The sequence below is a fragment of the Streptomyces sp. NBC_01429 genome, assembly GCF_036231945.1.
GTDB lineage: Bacteria > Actinomycetota > Actinomycetes > Streptomycetales > Streptomycetaceae > Streptomyces.
In genome coordinates, this window is record NZ_CP109599.1 from 3,821,741 (window position 1) to 3,836,559 (window position 14,819).

The 14,819-nt window shown below is 67.5% G+C and carries 9 protein-coding genes and 2 pseudogenes; 3 read left to right on the plus strand and 8 right to left on the minus strand.

Annotation, left to right across the window (positions count from 1 at the left end):
- Nucleotides 1-6: 6 nt before the first annotated feature.
- The gene (locus tag OG627_RS16560; RefSeq protein WP_329065814.1) at nucleotides 7-2,721 is read right to left on the minus strand and encodes an AfsR/SARP family transcriptional regulator; all 2,715 of its coding nucleotides are present in this window, start codon (nucleotides 2,719-2,721) and stop codon (nucleotides 7-9) included.
- Between the two features lie 1,122 nt (nucleotides 2,722-3,843).
- Between OG627_RS16560 and OG627_RS16565 the strand changes: the two genes are divergently transcribed.
- From OG627_RS16565 to OG627_RS16575, 3 genes are all read left to right on the plus strand, one after another.
- Entirely contained in the window at nucleotides 3,844-4,440 is a 597-nt protein-coding gene (locus OG627_RS16565) for a hypothetical protein (RefSeq protein ID WP_329065816.1), read from the plus strand.
- Between the two features lie 22 nt (nucleotides 4,441-4,462).
- Nucleotides 4,463-5,670, plus strand: a protein-coding gene (locus OG627_RS16570) for an IS3 family transposase (protein ID WP_329065818.1) whose coding sequence is annotated in 2 segments (ribosomal slippage) — nucleotides 4,463-4,709 and nucleotides 4,709-5,670 — 1,209 coding nt in all. Because the reading frame shifts where the segments join, the coding sequence is not laid out codon by codon here.
- A 52-nt stretch (nucleotides 5,671-5,722) separates the two neighbouring features.
- Nucleotides 5,723-6,340 carry a serine hydrolase gene (locus tag OG627_RS16575; protein WP_329065820.1) on the plus strand — a complete coding sequence of 206 codons (618 nt, stop codon included), beginning with the start codon at nucleotides 5,723-5,725 and terminating at the stop codon, nucleotides 6,338-6,340.
- Between the two features lie 1,091 nt (nucleotides 6,341-7,431).
- Here OG627_RS16575 and OG627_RS16580 read toward each other — a convergent pair.
- The 7 genes and pseudogenes from OG627_RS16580 to OG627_RS16605 all read right to left on the minus strand — a co-directional run bounded on the left by OG627_RS16580 (nucleotide 7,432) and on the right by OG627_RS16605 (nucleotide 14,664).
- Nucleotides 7,432-8,481 (minus strand): tyrosine-type recombinase/integrase, encoded by a 1,050-nt coding sequence (locus OG627_RS16580; protein ID WP_329065822.1) that lies wholly within the window; start codon nucleotides 8,479-8,481, stop codon nucleotides 7,432-7,434.
- An 89-nt stretch (nucleotides 8,482-8,570) separates the two neighbouring features.
- A pseudogene (locus tag OG627_RS16585) lies at nucleotides 8,571-8,837 on the minus strand (transposase); the annotation flags it as partial.
- Nucleotides 8,838-8,920: 83 nt separating this feature from the next.
- Complete coding sequence (locus OG627_RS16590) at nucleotides 8,921-10,063, minus strand: alpha/beta hydrolase (protein ID WP_329065824.1); 1,143 nt, start codon at nucleotides 10,061-10,063, stop codon at nucleotides 8,921-8,923.
- A 4-nt stretch (nucleotides 10,064-10,067) separates the two neighbouring features.
- The gene (locus OG627_RS16595) at nucleotides 10,068-10,592 is read right to left on the minus strand and encodes a hypothetical protein (protein ID WP_329065826.1); all 525 of its coding nucleotides are present in this window, start codon (nucleotides 10,590-10,592) and stop codon (nucleotides 10,068-10,070) included.
- Nucleotides 10,593-10,611: 19 nt separating this feature from the next.
- Nucleotides 10,612-10,782: pseudogene (locus tag OG627_RS35505) on the minus strand (glycoside hydrolase family 78 protein); the annotation flags it as partial.
- A gap of 292 nt (nucleotides 10,783-11,074) precedes the next feature.
- Complete coding sequence (locus tag OG627_RS16600) at nucleotides 11,075-13,288, minus strand: NACHT domain-containing protein (protein WP_329065828.1); 2,214 nt, start codon at nucleotides 13,286-13,288, stop codon at nucleotides 11,075-11,077.
- Nucleotides 13,289-13,464: 176 nt separating this feature from the next.
- Nucleotides 13,465-14,664, minus strand: coding sequence for an alpha/beta hydrolase (locus tag OG627_RS16605; RefSeq protein ID WP_329065830.1), 1,200 nt, complete (start codon nucleotides 14,662-14,664; stop codon nucleotides 13,465-13,467).
- Nucleotides 14,665-14,819 lie beyond the last annotated feature (155 nt).

Genomic DNA, 14,819 nt, shown 5'->3' on the forward strand with positions numbered 1-14,819 from the left:
CGGCCGTCACGGGAGGCACCTCATACGCTCGACAGCCGCGTCCAGGTCGCTCTCACCCAGTTCTCGTAATAGTGCCTGGGCTTGCTGAATCGCCTCCTCGGCTTCCAGAGGCCGACCGGCTCCGCGGAGGGCGGCCGCAATCCAGACCAGCGTCCGGGCCTCTCTACTGCCGTAGGTCAAGGAGCGGTACAGATTACGAGCGCGCTCGAAGTCGGCAATGGCGGCCTCGTGATCTCTCAATACGAGCCGAACTCGGCCCATGCTGAACAGCAGATGCGCCAGGCCGTTGAGATCGTCCGTTCTTTCCAACAGCGTCAGCGAACGCCGGCAGTACTCCAGAGCCGCGTCGTAATCACCGAGGTCGTAGCGGGCACTTCCGATGCCGTTCAGCGCGGCTCCTTGGCCGAGGAGGTCACCAAGTTGCTCGAAGGCGGACAGAGCAGCGATGAAATGCTCCAACGCTTCACCCGGGGCTCCGCTCTCACGGAGTAGAACGCCCAGGATGTGCCTCCCGAGGGCAGCGCCTAGGACATCCCCGTCGTCCTCGCTCACTCGCACTGCGCGTCGTAGTTCACCCGTGGCACGCGGAAGGTCCGCGAGGCTCCGGTAGGTGCCGGCAAGCATCCGGTGCACCATGGCCACGTCGGCCGGACCGGCCTCCCGACCTGCGGCCTCAAGCGCACTGTTCAGGTACTTGAGCGCGTCCAGGTGGCGCCCGGATCTCCATTGGAAAGTCACCAGGACCATCGGGAGCAGCCACGTGTAGTGGTCGAGCCCACGCTTCTCCGCCAGACCGACGGCAGCCGTGAGGGTTGAGTACTCGGCCTCGAACCAGGACATCGCGTCCGCCGCATGGGTCGGTGTAACCACCTCGACATCGGGGGCTTCGCCGATAGGCAGTCGCCGGGCCGGATCCAGCCTCCGGTCGCACGCCCAGGCGTTGTGCAACAGGAAGCGGAGCACCCGCTCCACGACCCGCTCTCGCTCGTCTTCGTCCTGCCGGTCCGACAGTTCAGCGGTGTAAACGCGGACGAGATCATGCAGGGAGTAGCGCTCGAATACCGGCTCAGTCACCAGGCTCATCCGCATCAGCTCGTCGACTGCGTCGCTGACGCTGTCGATACCGTGAGTTTCGAGTGCGCGCAGTGCCACCCAGCTGATCGTCGGCCCCGGATGGACCGTCAACTGCCAGAGGAGGTTCGCCGCCGGTATCGGCAGCAACTTGTAGGAAGTTTCCAGCTGCAGGCGGACGCTCAGGCTCTCCGAGCCCAGGTCGAGAGAACGCAGCCGGGTTCTCTCCTGCCGCAGTTGGCGAACCATGCCTGCCAGCGCCTGGGACGGGCGTTCTTTGATCCGCGCGGCCATGATCCCCAGCGCCAAGGGCAAGCCTCCACAGTGTTCAACCAAGTCGTCAACGAAGGGGACGGCCGCACCCATCCGATCCTCGCCCAACCGGATTCGCAGCAGCTCAACGGCATCGTGCGAGTTCAGCGGAGCGAGGTCGACAAGCTCGGCACCCTCACGGATCGCCAGCCCGTGCAACTGACGACGGCTCGTAACGATCGCCGCGCTTGCCCCCGGGCCAGGAAGCAACGGGCGGACATGGTCCTCGTCGCGCGCGTTGTCCAGGACCAGCAGCAGCGAGCGATCTGCGAGAGCAGTTCGGTAAGCGGAGACCATGCCGTCCATCGTCGGAGTCGCTGGACGTACTCCGAGATCGTTCAGGAACCTGGCCAGGACAGCGCCGTGCCGTTCCGGTTCACCTGACGAAAAGCCACCGAGGTCGACGTAGAGAATTCCGTCCGAGAAGCTCCGTTCGGCCAGGGCGGCCGCCTCCATGGCGATGAAGGTTTTTCCTACACCAGGCATGCCTGTGAGCGCCGCGACTCGGCTCCTGCCAGGTGTCCGGCCGGCAAGGGTCTCCGCTATCCGGTCGAGCTGAGCTTGTCTGCCGACCAAACCGATGGGTGGGGAGGGCAGCTGCCTGGGGATCTGGCGGACTCGGACAGGTTCGGCACTGTCAGCGGTAGGAGCAGAAGTGTCCGTCTCTCCTGCCAGCAACAGGTGCATGGTGGGCCGAGCGAATTGACGCCCCCAGCGAGCAAGCAACGGCTCGATTCGTTCCGACCTGCCGAGAGCGCGCAGGGCACGCATCCGCGCTTCCAGCAACGTCTCGTCGTCCGGCCAATGGGCCATCGCCGAGTCAGCCCGCTGCAACGCGGCGTGCGCTTCCCCGCACTCGAGCTCGGTCAGTGCACAGGCAATTGTCACGTTCCGTAATTCGGTGGTGAGTTCGATTCTCTTCCGAGAGAAGCCCGCGCCAGCCATGCCCTCCAGAGCCGTTCCCCGCCACTCGCCGAGTGCGGACCGGAGCGCGCTGAGCCGGCGCCGGGGATCATCGGCGACGTTCGCGAGGCGCTGGAAGGTTTGGAAGCGCACGTAGTCGACACTCTGTGGGTCCACCTGGATCCGGCAGAATCCCCGATCGTTCGGCTGGACGATGCCCGGGATTTCCATCCGTAACTGATGAGAATATTGGCGAATTCGATTCGCGTTCGACTCCTCGCCCGGCCATAAGAAGTTGGCGATAGTGGCGTGCGAGGCACGATACCCAGGCGCCATTAGCAGAACAGCGAGAAGTTCGAGGGTCTTCGTCGGCTTCATCGGGGCCGACTGTTCATTTGCCACAGCAAACACTGGGCCCAGGACGCGAAATTCCATGATCATCACCTCTAGTCGCATGCGGCCTCGCACCGCGTTGGCTTTACCGGCAGGCACTGGAGAAGCATGGCATGGCGAGCGGGGCACCCATTAACGTTCGCCTAACGAAAGCAGTTTTGAACTTCCTATGCTGATCTGCAACGCTTCGAACATCCCACCCCGACCGCTCCAGCGGATCATCGGAGAAGGGCATACGGATGCCCCGCCATGGCGAAGGGGGCACACCACGCCACAGAGACCGAATGTACGAATTCGGATGGTGGGAAACAGGCCACTTGAACAGGGAGAGATTCATGAAACCCGTACAACGTAAGAACCTTCGGCGTGACGCAAGCCGACCGGCACGGTACCGACGGCCCAAGGCCACGGTGCCCCCCAGGCGTCGGCGTAGGCCCCGCCCGCCCGCGCCGCAGCCGCCCTCAGCTGCACACCGCGCCGCTCTTCGCCGACCGGTCCGTCCGACGGCCCAACGGATCTACGAGGCCGAGCTGTTCTCCGACCTCGAGTAGGTCCCGAGGCGGCACAGCGACCTTGCCGAGCTACACGGCCGACACGGAGGCACTTTGGGAGGCAGGCCCGGAAGAACCGGCCTGCCTCCCGGCCGGAGAACCATCAGTAGCCGCATCCCGATCTATTCATGCTGGTAAGAGGGGTATAGAGCTTTGGAAAGCTGAGGGCGAAACACGCGTCGGTGAGCCCACCCGCGGGTTGCAGTATGCGTTGCATTCACTCCTGTGCCGGTACGATCAGCCTGCTTCCACCTGAGGATTACGCTGCTGGTCAGGACACTGACTGATCTGCCTGAACCCCCCGGACGAACAGTTAGAAAGCGTGTTGGGGGCAACCCCTCACGAGTTCGAATCTCGTATCCTCCGCCATTGCTCTCACCGGGCAATATGTCGAAGGCCCCCGCAGCTCGCTGCGGGGGCCTTCGACGTTGAGGGTTGCAAATCCCATGGTTCGATCCTTGATCGCGAGGGACCATACTGCGGAGCAGCTAGCCATCTAGGCCGTGCAGAGAACCGCACAAGGAGAGGAGAGCGCGATGCCACTTGGACGACCAACTCACCGAGGACAGCGGCCGTAGCTCGTGCGTCTACAATCACCGGCGGGGAGGGCGCCGTGAGCGAAGTCGCTACCGGAAGTGAGCCGCACGGAGAGGTCCTCGGGCCGGATCATCCGTTGGTGTGCTCTGAGTTCCCCCACGCACCGCCACTGACATACACGGCCCCACTCCTGCTTAACACCGGCGACCTCACGTGGGAAGCCGTCGAGCACCTGGTGGCTGCTCTCGCCTTGAAGGTCGACCAAGCCCGCGAAGCCCGGCTGTTCGGACGCCGTGGGCAGCCACAGCAGGGTATCGACGTCGTCGCGTTCCTTGATTCGGGGCCGACTTCGGTGTATCAGGCCAAGCGCTACGAGCGCTTTACCGCAGCCGATCTGAGGGACGCGGTAAAGCGCTATATGGAAGGTACACGCCCCTTCGCGGCCCAGCGCCTGGTCGTGATCACGACTGCGGACGCCTCGGACGTAAAGGTCGTCGAGACATTGGCGGAACTTCGCAAATCCCACCACAACCTGAAGATCGAACTGTGGGACCAGGGGCAACTATCGAACATTCTAAGGGGCTTTCCTGACCTGGTAGTCCGTTTCTTCGGGAGGGCCACTGCGGAGGTGAGGCTGATCCTTTGGAGTGGACACCCTGACAATGGATCTTGATGGTCCAGGGAGGGATGTCCAGGTGGGACGCAGGTCTCCGTATCCGGAGGAGTTCAGGAAGGACGCGGTCGCGCTCTACCGTGCCGCCGCCGGGAAGAGGACCTACGCGGCGGTGGCCGCGGATCTCGGCATCACCGCGGAGTCGCTGCGGACGTGGGTGCGCAAGGACGAGGCCCAGGCCGTGCCCGGACGCCGTGACACGGGTGGCGAGGCGGAGGAGCTGGCCCGGCTGCGGGCGGAGAACGCCCGGCTGCTGAAGGCCGAGAAAGAGTGGCACCTCGAGCGCGAGATCCTTCGCCGGGCGGCCGCGTATTTCGCTCGGGAGGTGAAGTGAGCCCTCGCCGCTGGGACTTCATCTCCGACAACCGCGCCGACTTCGGCGTCAAGCGGATCTGCCGGGTGCTCGGGGTGTCCCGCGCCGGCTTCTACCGCCATCTGGCCACCGGGCAGGCCCGCGCCGAGCGCCAGGCAGAGGAGAAGCGGACCGTGGCCGAGATCCGCGCCATCCACGCCGAGCACGATGGTGCCTATGGTGCCCCGCGCGTCCATGCCGAGCTGCGGGCGAGAGGACGGCGGATCAACCACAAACGCGTGACCCGGCTGATGCGGGTCAACCACATCGTCGGCCGGCACCTGCGGAAGAAGAAGCGGACGACGATCGCGAACAAGGCCGCGCCGCCCGTGCCGGACCTGGTGATGCGCGACTTCACAGCCGACACCCTCAACACCAGGTGGTGCGGCGACATCACCTACATAGCCGTCGGCACGACCTGGCTCTATCTCGCCACGGTGATCGACATCTGCTCGAGGCGCGTGGTGGGCTGGTCAATCGCCGATCACATGCGGACCTCGCTGGTCACCGACGCGATCGAGATGGCCGTGGCTGCCCGCTGCGGCCGGGTGGACGGCGTCGTCTTCCACACCGACAGGGGTGCCCAGTACAACGCGGCCTCCTTCGCCGACGTCTGCCGCCGGCACGGCATCCGCCGCAGCATGGGCCGGATCGGCTCGAGCTACGACAATGCCCTGGCCGAGTCGTTCTTCCAGGGCCTCAAACGAGAACTGCTTCACGGAAGACGCTGGACCTCGAAGGCACAGACACGGCTTGAGGTGTTCCGCTGGCTGTCGTACTACAACCGGCGCCGGCGGCACTCCGCCCTCGGATACCTCACACCAGCCGAGTTCGAACAGCAACTGATCACATCACGTACGCTTTCACTCGCCGCATGAAATCCGGTGTCCACTCCCCGGGATCAACCTCATTCCACGGCTGCCCCCAGGCTTGAGACGGCGCGACCCCTACGCTGCCTTCGACACCACCGCCCTACACGCGGTACTCCAGCGACTGGACACCCTCACCACCACGGAGCCGGGCCACACCGAGGAGTACTCCAATCTCGGGTACGCCATCCTCGGCGCCGCGCTTACCTCAGCGGCAGAGATGACCTACCAGGACCTCCTGAATCATCACGTCCTTGCTCCTCTGGACATCAACGAGGTAACCACCACTCCCCCGCCGGACAAATGCCTGCACAGCCGCGGTCTGTTCGGTCGCCCACGCCGTCCCTGGACCATGACCGGCGCCATCCAGCCCGCAGGTGGCCTCTGGGCCACCCCCCGGGCCACCGCTCGCCTGGTAACCGCACTCCTCGTCGACCGCAAACTCGGAGAACCTGCCATGTCCTGGCAGAAAGCCGGCGCCGTGCTCTGGCACAACGGCGCCACTGGTGACGCCTCCGTGTTCGCCGGCGCTATGCCGGGGGGCAGATGGGTACTAGTCCATCGCCTCACCGGACAAGCAGACGCCACCGACGAACTGGCCATCAAACTCTTGCAGCAGACCGCCCCCGACCACCCTGCAGAAAGTCAAACCCAGAACCGCCCCGGTGAGCAACACTGAGCAGCCATCCATGAACCTTGTCGAGGTCGCCAACGTACGCAAGTGAAGTCTGCCGGGGCGACCTCGCACCTCATGGCCAAGGCGTGGCTGGGCAACTGACTGGTGTTCGAGGGCGGGGGGAAGTCTCTCGGCAAGCGCATCATCACGGCTGTACCGCCGACGTTGCACCGCTCGAACGCCCCGGTCGGTCTCAGTTCTGGTCTCATTCGTCCCCGTCCGGATCCGTCCAGGCGAGATCGGGCCGAAAGCTCCTCCGCAGTTCAGGACACCTATGGCTCCCGCCGAACCTCCACACGAACATTTGGAAAGCGTGTTGGGGGAAACCCCTCACGAGTTCGAATCTCGTATCCTCCGCCATTGCTCTCACCGGGCAATACGTCGAAGGGCCCCACCGCTTGCGGTGGGGCCCTTCGACGTTGAGGGTTGCAGTTTGGGGTTGCGGTTGCTTCGATCAGGCCGCGACGGCTCCCTGCACGCGCAAGAGCCCGGTCTGGTTCTTCTGCGCACACCTGAGCTCTTCTGACCAAGGTGCCACGCATGGGGGTCTCCGAGAAGACGCGCAAGACCGTGTGGGCTGAAGCCGGCGGGAGGTGTGCAATCTGCCGTGGGGAGGTGATCACCCCAGAGACGGACTGTGATGATCCGTCGGTCTTCGGCGACGAGGCACACATCGTGGCTCGTTCCAAAGGCGGCCCGAGGCGGAAGACCTGGACGACGTCTCCAGGGACAGCCATACCAATCTGCTGCTGTGCAGTAGGCACCACAAGCAGATAGATGACCAACCCACCCATTTCACGGTTGAGCGACTCCGGGGGATCAAGGAGCGGCATGCCGCTTGGGTCAGGCGCTCACTGGACGACAATGCCTCAGGCGGCGTGAGGCTCGTTCCCGACCCGGCTTTCCCTCAGCCCAGGGCGTTGGCGCTGATCACGCGGGGCAACCCTCTATGGAACATGATCAAGGCGAGTCTGGCGTTCCGGGTCGAGGTTCTGCCCACATCAGTCGCCGTCGTCACAGATCAGGCCGGTCGGCCCTACACCACCGAGCAAGGCGAAGAGCAGCCCGCCGAAGGGTAGGACTCCGGGGGGTGTCTACAGCCAGCTCGAAGGGGCCGGCCCGAACTCAGGTGCGTTCGGGCCGACCCCTGGCCGGGCTGAGACCAGGGCCGGTCGAGCGACAGGCGGCTCCTCAGGCAGCGGCCAAAGGAGCCCGCCGATCTTGTCGGCGGTGTCCGTGAGCACCCGGTTGGTGAGGTGTTGGTAGCGGCGGCGCATCCGGGCGGACTTGCCGGGCGCCCAGCCCATGATCGCGTCAACGACCGTGTCGGGAACGCCAAGGATCAGCAGCACGGTCGCGGCCGTGTGGCGGGCGTCGTGGAGGCGGCCCGCGCGCAGACCGGCCGCCTTGAGGAGGTCCTTCCACTCGTGGTGGTCGGTGTTCGGGGTGAGGGGCTCGCCGGTCGGGGAAGCGAAGACGGGCCCCTTCTCCGTCCAGAGGTCGCCGGCCAGTCGGCGGTCCCGCTCCTGCTCTCGCCGGTGCTGGAGCAGCAGCCGCACCAGAGGTTCGGGGATGCCGATGGGACGGCGTCCGGCGCGGGACTTGGTGTCCTTCGTCTCATGGCGGATGTTGACCTTCTGAGGGCAGTAACCGGGCTTGCGCCCGCAGCGGTTGCCGCAGCCGTGGTCGTACCGGGGCCGTAGCCGGTTGCGGTGGACCGTCATGACCCGCAGTTCGAAGTCGACGTCCGTCCACTTGAGACCGAGGACCTCACCCTGACGCAGCCCGAGGGCAAGGGCTACGACCCAGCGCGCCGGGTGCCGGGTCTTGTTGGCCAGGTCGAGGAGCTTGTGCACTTCCTCGACCGTGCAGGGCTCGACCTCTTCCTCTTCCAGTCGCGGCGCCTTGGCGACGGAGGCGGGGTTGACGGCGAGGTGGCCACGGCGCACCGCCTCGTTGAGGGCCGTGCGCACGGTCCGGTGGACCTGGTGCGCGGTGCCGGCTGCGCTGCCGGCCTTCTGCATCTTGGCGTAGAAGCGCTCCACGTGCTCGGGCTCCAGCTTGGACAGGCGGTGCACGCCGAGACCGGGGATGAGGTGGTGGTAGACGGCGACGCGGTAGCCGTCGATGGTGTTCTCGCCCACGTGTGGTGCGGCGATGTTCTCGGCCCAATGGGTCAGCCAGGTTGTGACGGTCCAGGTCTGGCCGGCCTTGCCGACGGTGCCGGTGTCGCGCCGGCCGCGTTCAGCTCGGCGAGCAGGATCCGGTGCGGCTGGTCGAAGACTCCTGCCTCCTGCCACCGGTCCAGTCGGCGCCAGCACGTCTGCCCCGAGCCGAAGCCCAGCTCCAGCGGCAGGTGTTGCCGGGCTATGTCGTTGTAGAGGACGAACAGGATGCCCTGCAGACAGAGCCGGTCCGACACCGGCCGAGGCCCTGGAGACCGGTCCGGCCAAGGCGGCAGCAACGGCTCGATCAGCGCCCACACGTCGTCGTCCACGATCCACGGCCGAGTGCTCACGCCATCACGAACGGCCGAATCCTCACACTGGTCACGGCCAACCAGCACACTTCAACAAGATCGTGTTACGAGCTCTTAGGCCGGTTCTTCCGGGCCGTCACCCATGCGGCGAAGTCCTCGACGCCGCCGATGAGCCCCTCGAACCGGAAGGAGTGGAAGAGGTCGAAAGCGTGGTGGGCACCCGGTAGTTCGATGTACACGACCGGCGAGGTGGAGACCGATCCCAGAGCGGTGACAAGAGCCCTGGGGTTCTCCGTGTCCACCAGCTCGTCCAGGTCCCCGTGCGCGATGAGGAATGGTGGTGCATCCGCCCGGACGAGGTTCACCGGCGAGGTCGCTGGGTCGCCGTCGAAGTACTCCGCGAGAAAACCGTTGAGCACGACGGCGGCGGTCACGGAGGTGTCCGCCTCCTCGAACCCGGGCTGGTAGGCCGGTTCATTGGGGGTGAGTGCTGCCTGAGCCGCCATGTGCCCACCCGCGGAACTCCCCGCCACGAACACGGCCGCCGCAGGCGCCGCGCCGTACTCCGCTGCGTGTTCGCGCGCCCACGAGATGACCTTCTTCGCGTCGATCAGATGGGCGGGATGCGGGAAGTCGGGGCGCAGCCGGTAATTGGCGCTGATGCAGACCCAGCCCTGGCTGGCGAGCCGGTAGAGCAGGGGCAGCGACTGAGTGCTCTTCCGACCCTGGTCGTAGTGGCCACCATGGAAGTGGATCATTACGGAGCCGCCCTGGGGGCGTGAGCGGCCGTGGTAGACGTCGAGGAGGTTGCGACGGCCCGCGTCCCCGTAGCTGAGGTTGCTCACCCGCTTGACGTCACGGCGGCGGCGAAAGACGGGCATGAGCAGGATGCGTGCCAGCGGCGGCCGGCGGTGCGTCCCCGTCCCGGCGCCGAGCGCGTCGTCCAAGGCGACACGCACCACGGACGCCGCCCGCATTCCGCGCAGGGTGACCACCACAAGCCCGGCAGCCGCGGCCCCTGCCACCCCGACGTTCACCCAGTCGGAGGTCGTGGTGATGTCGCCCTCAGAGAGGGCCAGTGCCGTCGAGGCCACCAACGCGTAGAGAGCGACGTGCGGAATCTCGTTGAAGACCAGGCCGAGCCGGTAGCTGAAGTAGAAGAGCGGTTTCGGCCCGCGTATGCGAGCCAGACAGAACACCACGATCAGTACGGCCAACACCACGGTCACCAGATAGCCCACAGCCACCACATCACCCCGTTCGACACTCGACCTGACAAACCCCTTCTGTGGTATCACGGCTGGAGGGACGAAGGAGGGTGAAGTGCACGCTGCGGAGGTGTACTTGAGGTAGCTGCCCACCCCAGCCGTCGTAGGTGACGAGGTCGAACGGGTCGCCACCGGACGAGCCCCGGACCCGCAGCCTGCCGATCAGTCCGGCCGGTCCCGCGAAGGCGTTCGTCGCCTCGACCGCGATCACGTCGCGGCCGGGCCGCAGGTCGGCCGAGACGTCGATGAGGGCCGCCGTGCTCCAGGAGTCGCTCACGTTCGGCGAGCGGGCGATCTCCTTCCCGTTGAGGTGGAGCGTGAAGCTGTCGTCGGCGGTCAGCTCGAACTGGGCGGCGGTGAACGGTTCGTCGGCGGGCAGGTCGAACGCCCGCCGGAAGTAACGGGTCCCGGCGGGTGCCGTGTCCGCGGGCCCGCCGAGCGCCGTCCCAGACCCGTACCCAGACCCGTCCCCGTACCCGTACCCGTACCCGCCAGAAGTAGCGCGCACGCGAACACAGGCCGGGGCCCGCGTAGTCGATGTCGAAGGACCGCGAGGAGCGCACCCTGCCGCTGTCCCACACATCCGGCCGTCCATTGCGCGCCGTGGACACCTCGATCTCGTACGCCGACTGCCTGCCGCCGCGCGTGCGGCTGCTCAGGGACCAGCCGAACCGCGGCCTGGCCTCGTCGACGCCCAGCGGGTCGCCTGATGCTCGACCGTCAGACCGTCCACCTGACCGCCGCCGGCCCGAGCGGCCCCGGCGTCTCCATTGGCTCCGGCGGCCCCGTTGGCTCCGTTATCCGCTCCGGCGGGCGCTGTCCCCAGCATCAGCAGAGTCAGCGCCGCCGTCATCACGCGCAGGATCACCGCGTCTCCTCCGCTTCGCCAAGACGTCTTCAGCCAGGGGCGCAGCTGATGCGTACGGGCAGGGGTGAGCCCGGTCGCGAGCGGCCCGGCACGGAGTCGCCTCCACAGGGCTACGGCCCACCTCAACGGGGCGGCCGAGAGGCGGAGTTGGTCAGGCGGTCCCGGAGCCGGTCGTGGCGGAACTGGTAGACCGCGCCGGTCTGGCGCAGCACGCCTCGCCGGTGGGCGTCCCGCAGGAAGGCGCTCACGGCCCAGGGCAGCCGCCCGGTCAGTGGCAGCCAGATGCGCGACAGAGTCACCCACTGGCCCCATGCCGTCAGACTGAGTCCGTAGGCGAGCGCGCCGCCCAGCCCTCCCACCATCCCGAACAGGGCCCAGTCGATGATCCTGAACTCCCCCAGCCAGTAAAGGATTCCGCCCGCGATCCCGGTGAAGAGCCCGAGCACGAGGAGCTGGAAGAGCACGGTCACACGGTTGGTGCGCAACAGGTCATGGGGGCCGACGGCGGTGTCGAGGTCGACGGGGGTCTCGACCGCGGCCGTGAGCGCGAACGCGAGGCCGACGGCGAGACCGTACGGGAGCCCGGCGCTGAGCCCTATTTCCGCTCCGTGGGCGAGCAGGGTCATGAGTCCGTACGTCGGCCATTCCGCCAGCCCGAGGACGAGCGTGTCCAGCAGCCAGGCCGAGAATCCGAAGCCGAACCCTCCCACGAGTCCGATCGCCAGCCTGGGCACGACCTCCCCGCGCGTCTCCTTCGTACCGCCGCGGAGCCGCACCCGTACGCGCGACGGCTCCCGCGCCCCGTTCCGGTATCTGAGCCCGTACACGAGGCCGAAGGCCAGACCGGCCACGGACCCGAACGAGAACCCGTTCAGGAGCGCCTTGCCGAGTCCCGTCGCGACTCCGTATCCCTGCTGCCAGAAGGCGAACCACATCACCAGCACGTCCACGAGCCCGAAGGCCAGTCCGGCCACGAGCCCGATCACGCACATGCGCGACGAGCGGCGCATCGCGCCGCCCAGCTGCCACCAGGCGAGGTCGCGGGTGCCGAGCCGGTCCAGGTGCCGGGCGAGGTGGCCGAGCCAGTGCGGGACACGTTCGCGGTGCGCGAGAGGCCGGTCGCGGTAGACCGTGGGGATGAAGTCGTCCAGGAGATGCTCTTCGAGCGCCTCGGGAGTGCCGAAGCGATCGGTGTCGAGCAGCGCGGACGGGTCGCGGTCCGGAGTGTCGCTGTAGATGGTGCGGGCGAGCCCGACCATCAACGGAGTCGACAGCACCGCGGCGAGACGGACGCTGGCCGGGTGCTGAGGCTGGTCGCGCAGGTGGCGCAGCACGGGATCCCACGCGGTGGCGGTGGGTGTCGCCTTGCGGGTGGTGCGCGGCAGGTAGTTGTCCAGGTCGGTCAGGGAGAGGTCGGTCAGCTCGACGGCCGCGGCGGAGGTCAGGGCCTTGGTGTCCCGCACGGCGGCGACGTACTCGGTGCGGCGGCTGGTCAGCAGCAGCGGCATGTCCGTGTCGTTGAGCGCTTGCAGCGCGGGACGGTGCAGACCCTGGGCGATCTCGTCGAAGCCGTCCAGGACGGGGAGGATACGGTCGTTGTCGACCAGCACGGCAGCCCGTGTCGACGCGCCGGGACCGCTCTCGGCCCAGCCGGGGAGGTCGCGTCTCTCGGCCAAGCGGGGGTAGTCACGCTCCAGTTGGCCGGTCAGCCATCGGCGCAGTGTCGTGGTGGTGGGGTTCCACGACACGAGGCTGAAGATCACCGGTACGGGGGCGGCGGGATCGGTCCGGGCCGCCAGCAGATCCAGGGCGAACCGTATGGTCAGGATCGTCTTGCCCGATCCCGCCCGGCCCAGCACCACCAGCCGCCGGGACGGGATCCGGCGATGGACCTCCACGATCTCGTCCAGCTGACCGGCCAGGGCCGGTGCGCGGGGGACGGCCCCGGCCGGCGAACGGCAGATGTTGGACCAGTGGTCCATGACGTCGTCGGGCGCCGCTCGCCAGCGGACCGGCAGCGGGATGTCCCGGATCTTCCGCTGCTCCTCCTCCGCCCGCCACTGCGTGCGGAGCGACTTCGCGAGCAGGTCCGCGTCATGGTCGAGCGGTCTCTCGGGCTCGGCACGCCCGCGCGGAGGGTCGCCGATGGTCACTGGCCCGTTGATGGTGTGGGCCTGGATCAGCGGGCCGTGCACGGTGGTCTCGCTGACCGCGTTGCGCGTCTCGCTGACCGCGTTGTCCGTGTTGCGCGTGGGGCCCTGGTGGTTGTGCGCCGGGCTGTGGTGGCCGGGCGTGGGGCCTCGGTGGTCGGGCGTGGGGCCCTGGTGGTCAGGCATGGGGCCCTGGTCGTTGTGCATCAGACCCTCGTGATGGTGCGGCGGACTCCGCTGACGACAACCGCCGTTGCCGGCTCAATGGCCGTAGCCATGGCCGCGGCCGTACCCGTACCCGTAGCCACGGCCACGGCCACGGCCACGGCCGTCGAGCGGCGCCGGTTCCTCTGCCGCGAGGGTCACGAGCGGGTGAGGCGCTTCGCGATCAGCTTCACGAAGTCGTTCATGTCGGCCTGTAGGCAGGGCTCCTGGGCGTGTTTGCCCGTGCAGCCCTCGGCCCACGTGCTGCCGTCACCGTAGTCGGCGAAGCGGTACGGGATGCCTGCCTTCGCCAGGTTGGCCGCGGTCGTCACGGCGGTCCCCCTGGCTCCCTTCTCGAACACGGCCTGGATCGGATTGTCCGTCAGGTCGCCCCCGTCGCCGCTGTACATCGCGATGCCCATGCCGCGCAGCGCGCCGACGTTCTGGGCGGGGCTCCTCTCGTTCCAGACCTGGTCGAGGGGCCATACCGGCGGCCCGAAGATCGCGTCGGGCTCGACCAGCGGCGTACCGGAGTCCGGCAGGAACCCGCTGCCGACCACGGCGGCGCGCTGCGCCGGATCCTGGAGGTCGAGGCCGCCGGAGAAGCTGCCCACGTAGCTGAACAGGTCCGGCCGGGCCTCGGCGTAACGGAACGCGCCGAAGCCGCCCATCGAGTGGCCGGCGATGGCCCGGCCCTCCTTGGCGGGGACGGTCTTCAGGTTGGCGTCGATGAACGGGATCACCTGGTCGAGGTGGAAGGTCTCCCAGTTCTGGCGGCCTCGCGAGCCGGGATTCACCCAGTTCGTGTACCAGCCGTGGCCGCCGCCGTTCGGCGTGACGGTGATCAGCGGTACGCCGTCGGTCGCCCGCTCGGGGATGGTCTGGTTCCAGGTCGCGTTCGGCAGGTCCCCGCGACCATGGAGGTTGTAGAGCACCGGGTAGCGGGAGTCGGCGGCGCCGTCGTACCCGGCCGGCAGGGTGACCATGACGACGTGCTCGCCCGGGACCTGGTCCCGCATCGCGTCGTAGACCGGGACCTCGGCGGACTTCACGGTGAAGACGAAGGTGCGTCCTTTGTCGTCCGCCCAGTTCGGCTGGCTGACGACGGTGAGGCCGAAGCCGTCCGCGAAACGCGGCGGCTCGGGCGCGGGCGCAGACGCGAGCGCTGGCCCGGCATGAGCAGCGGGAGCGGCGGGCGCGGTTTGTGCGGCTTGCGCGGTGGGCGCGGCTTGCGCGGTGGGCGCGGCATCAGCGGCTTGCGCGGCGGGCGCGGCCAGTCCGAATGTTCCGAGCAGGGCGGCAGGGCCGACGAGCGCGGCGGCCCTGCCGCGTAACGCGGCCTTGGAAAGGATCTTCATGCAACTTCCCCCGATGTCGCTTGTGTTCGACTTCCGACCCGCATTGGTCCGATCGAACGAGTACGGCCCCGCGCGCCCACACCGGTTGCGCGGTGCGACATCACTCGGTTCCGCGGTGCCGGCCAGTCCTGATCTCCGATGGTGAAGCGACCGGT

Coding starts and splice junctions, on each gene's coding strand:
- OG627_RS16560 (WP_329065814.1), bottom strand. CDS start 2,721: ATGGAATTTCGCGTCCTGGGCCCAGTGTTTGCTGTGGCAAATGAACAG.
- OG627_RS16600 (WP_329065828.1), bottom strand. CDS start 13,288: ATGCCTGACCACCAGGGCCCCACGCCCGACCACCGAGGCCCCACGCCC.
- OG627_RS16605 (WP_329065830.1), bottom strand. CDS start 14,664: ATGAAGATCCTTTCCAAGGCCGCGTTACGCGGCAGGGCCGCCGCGCTC.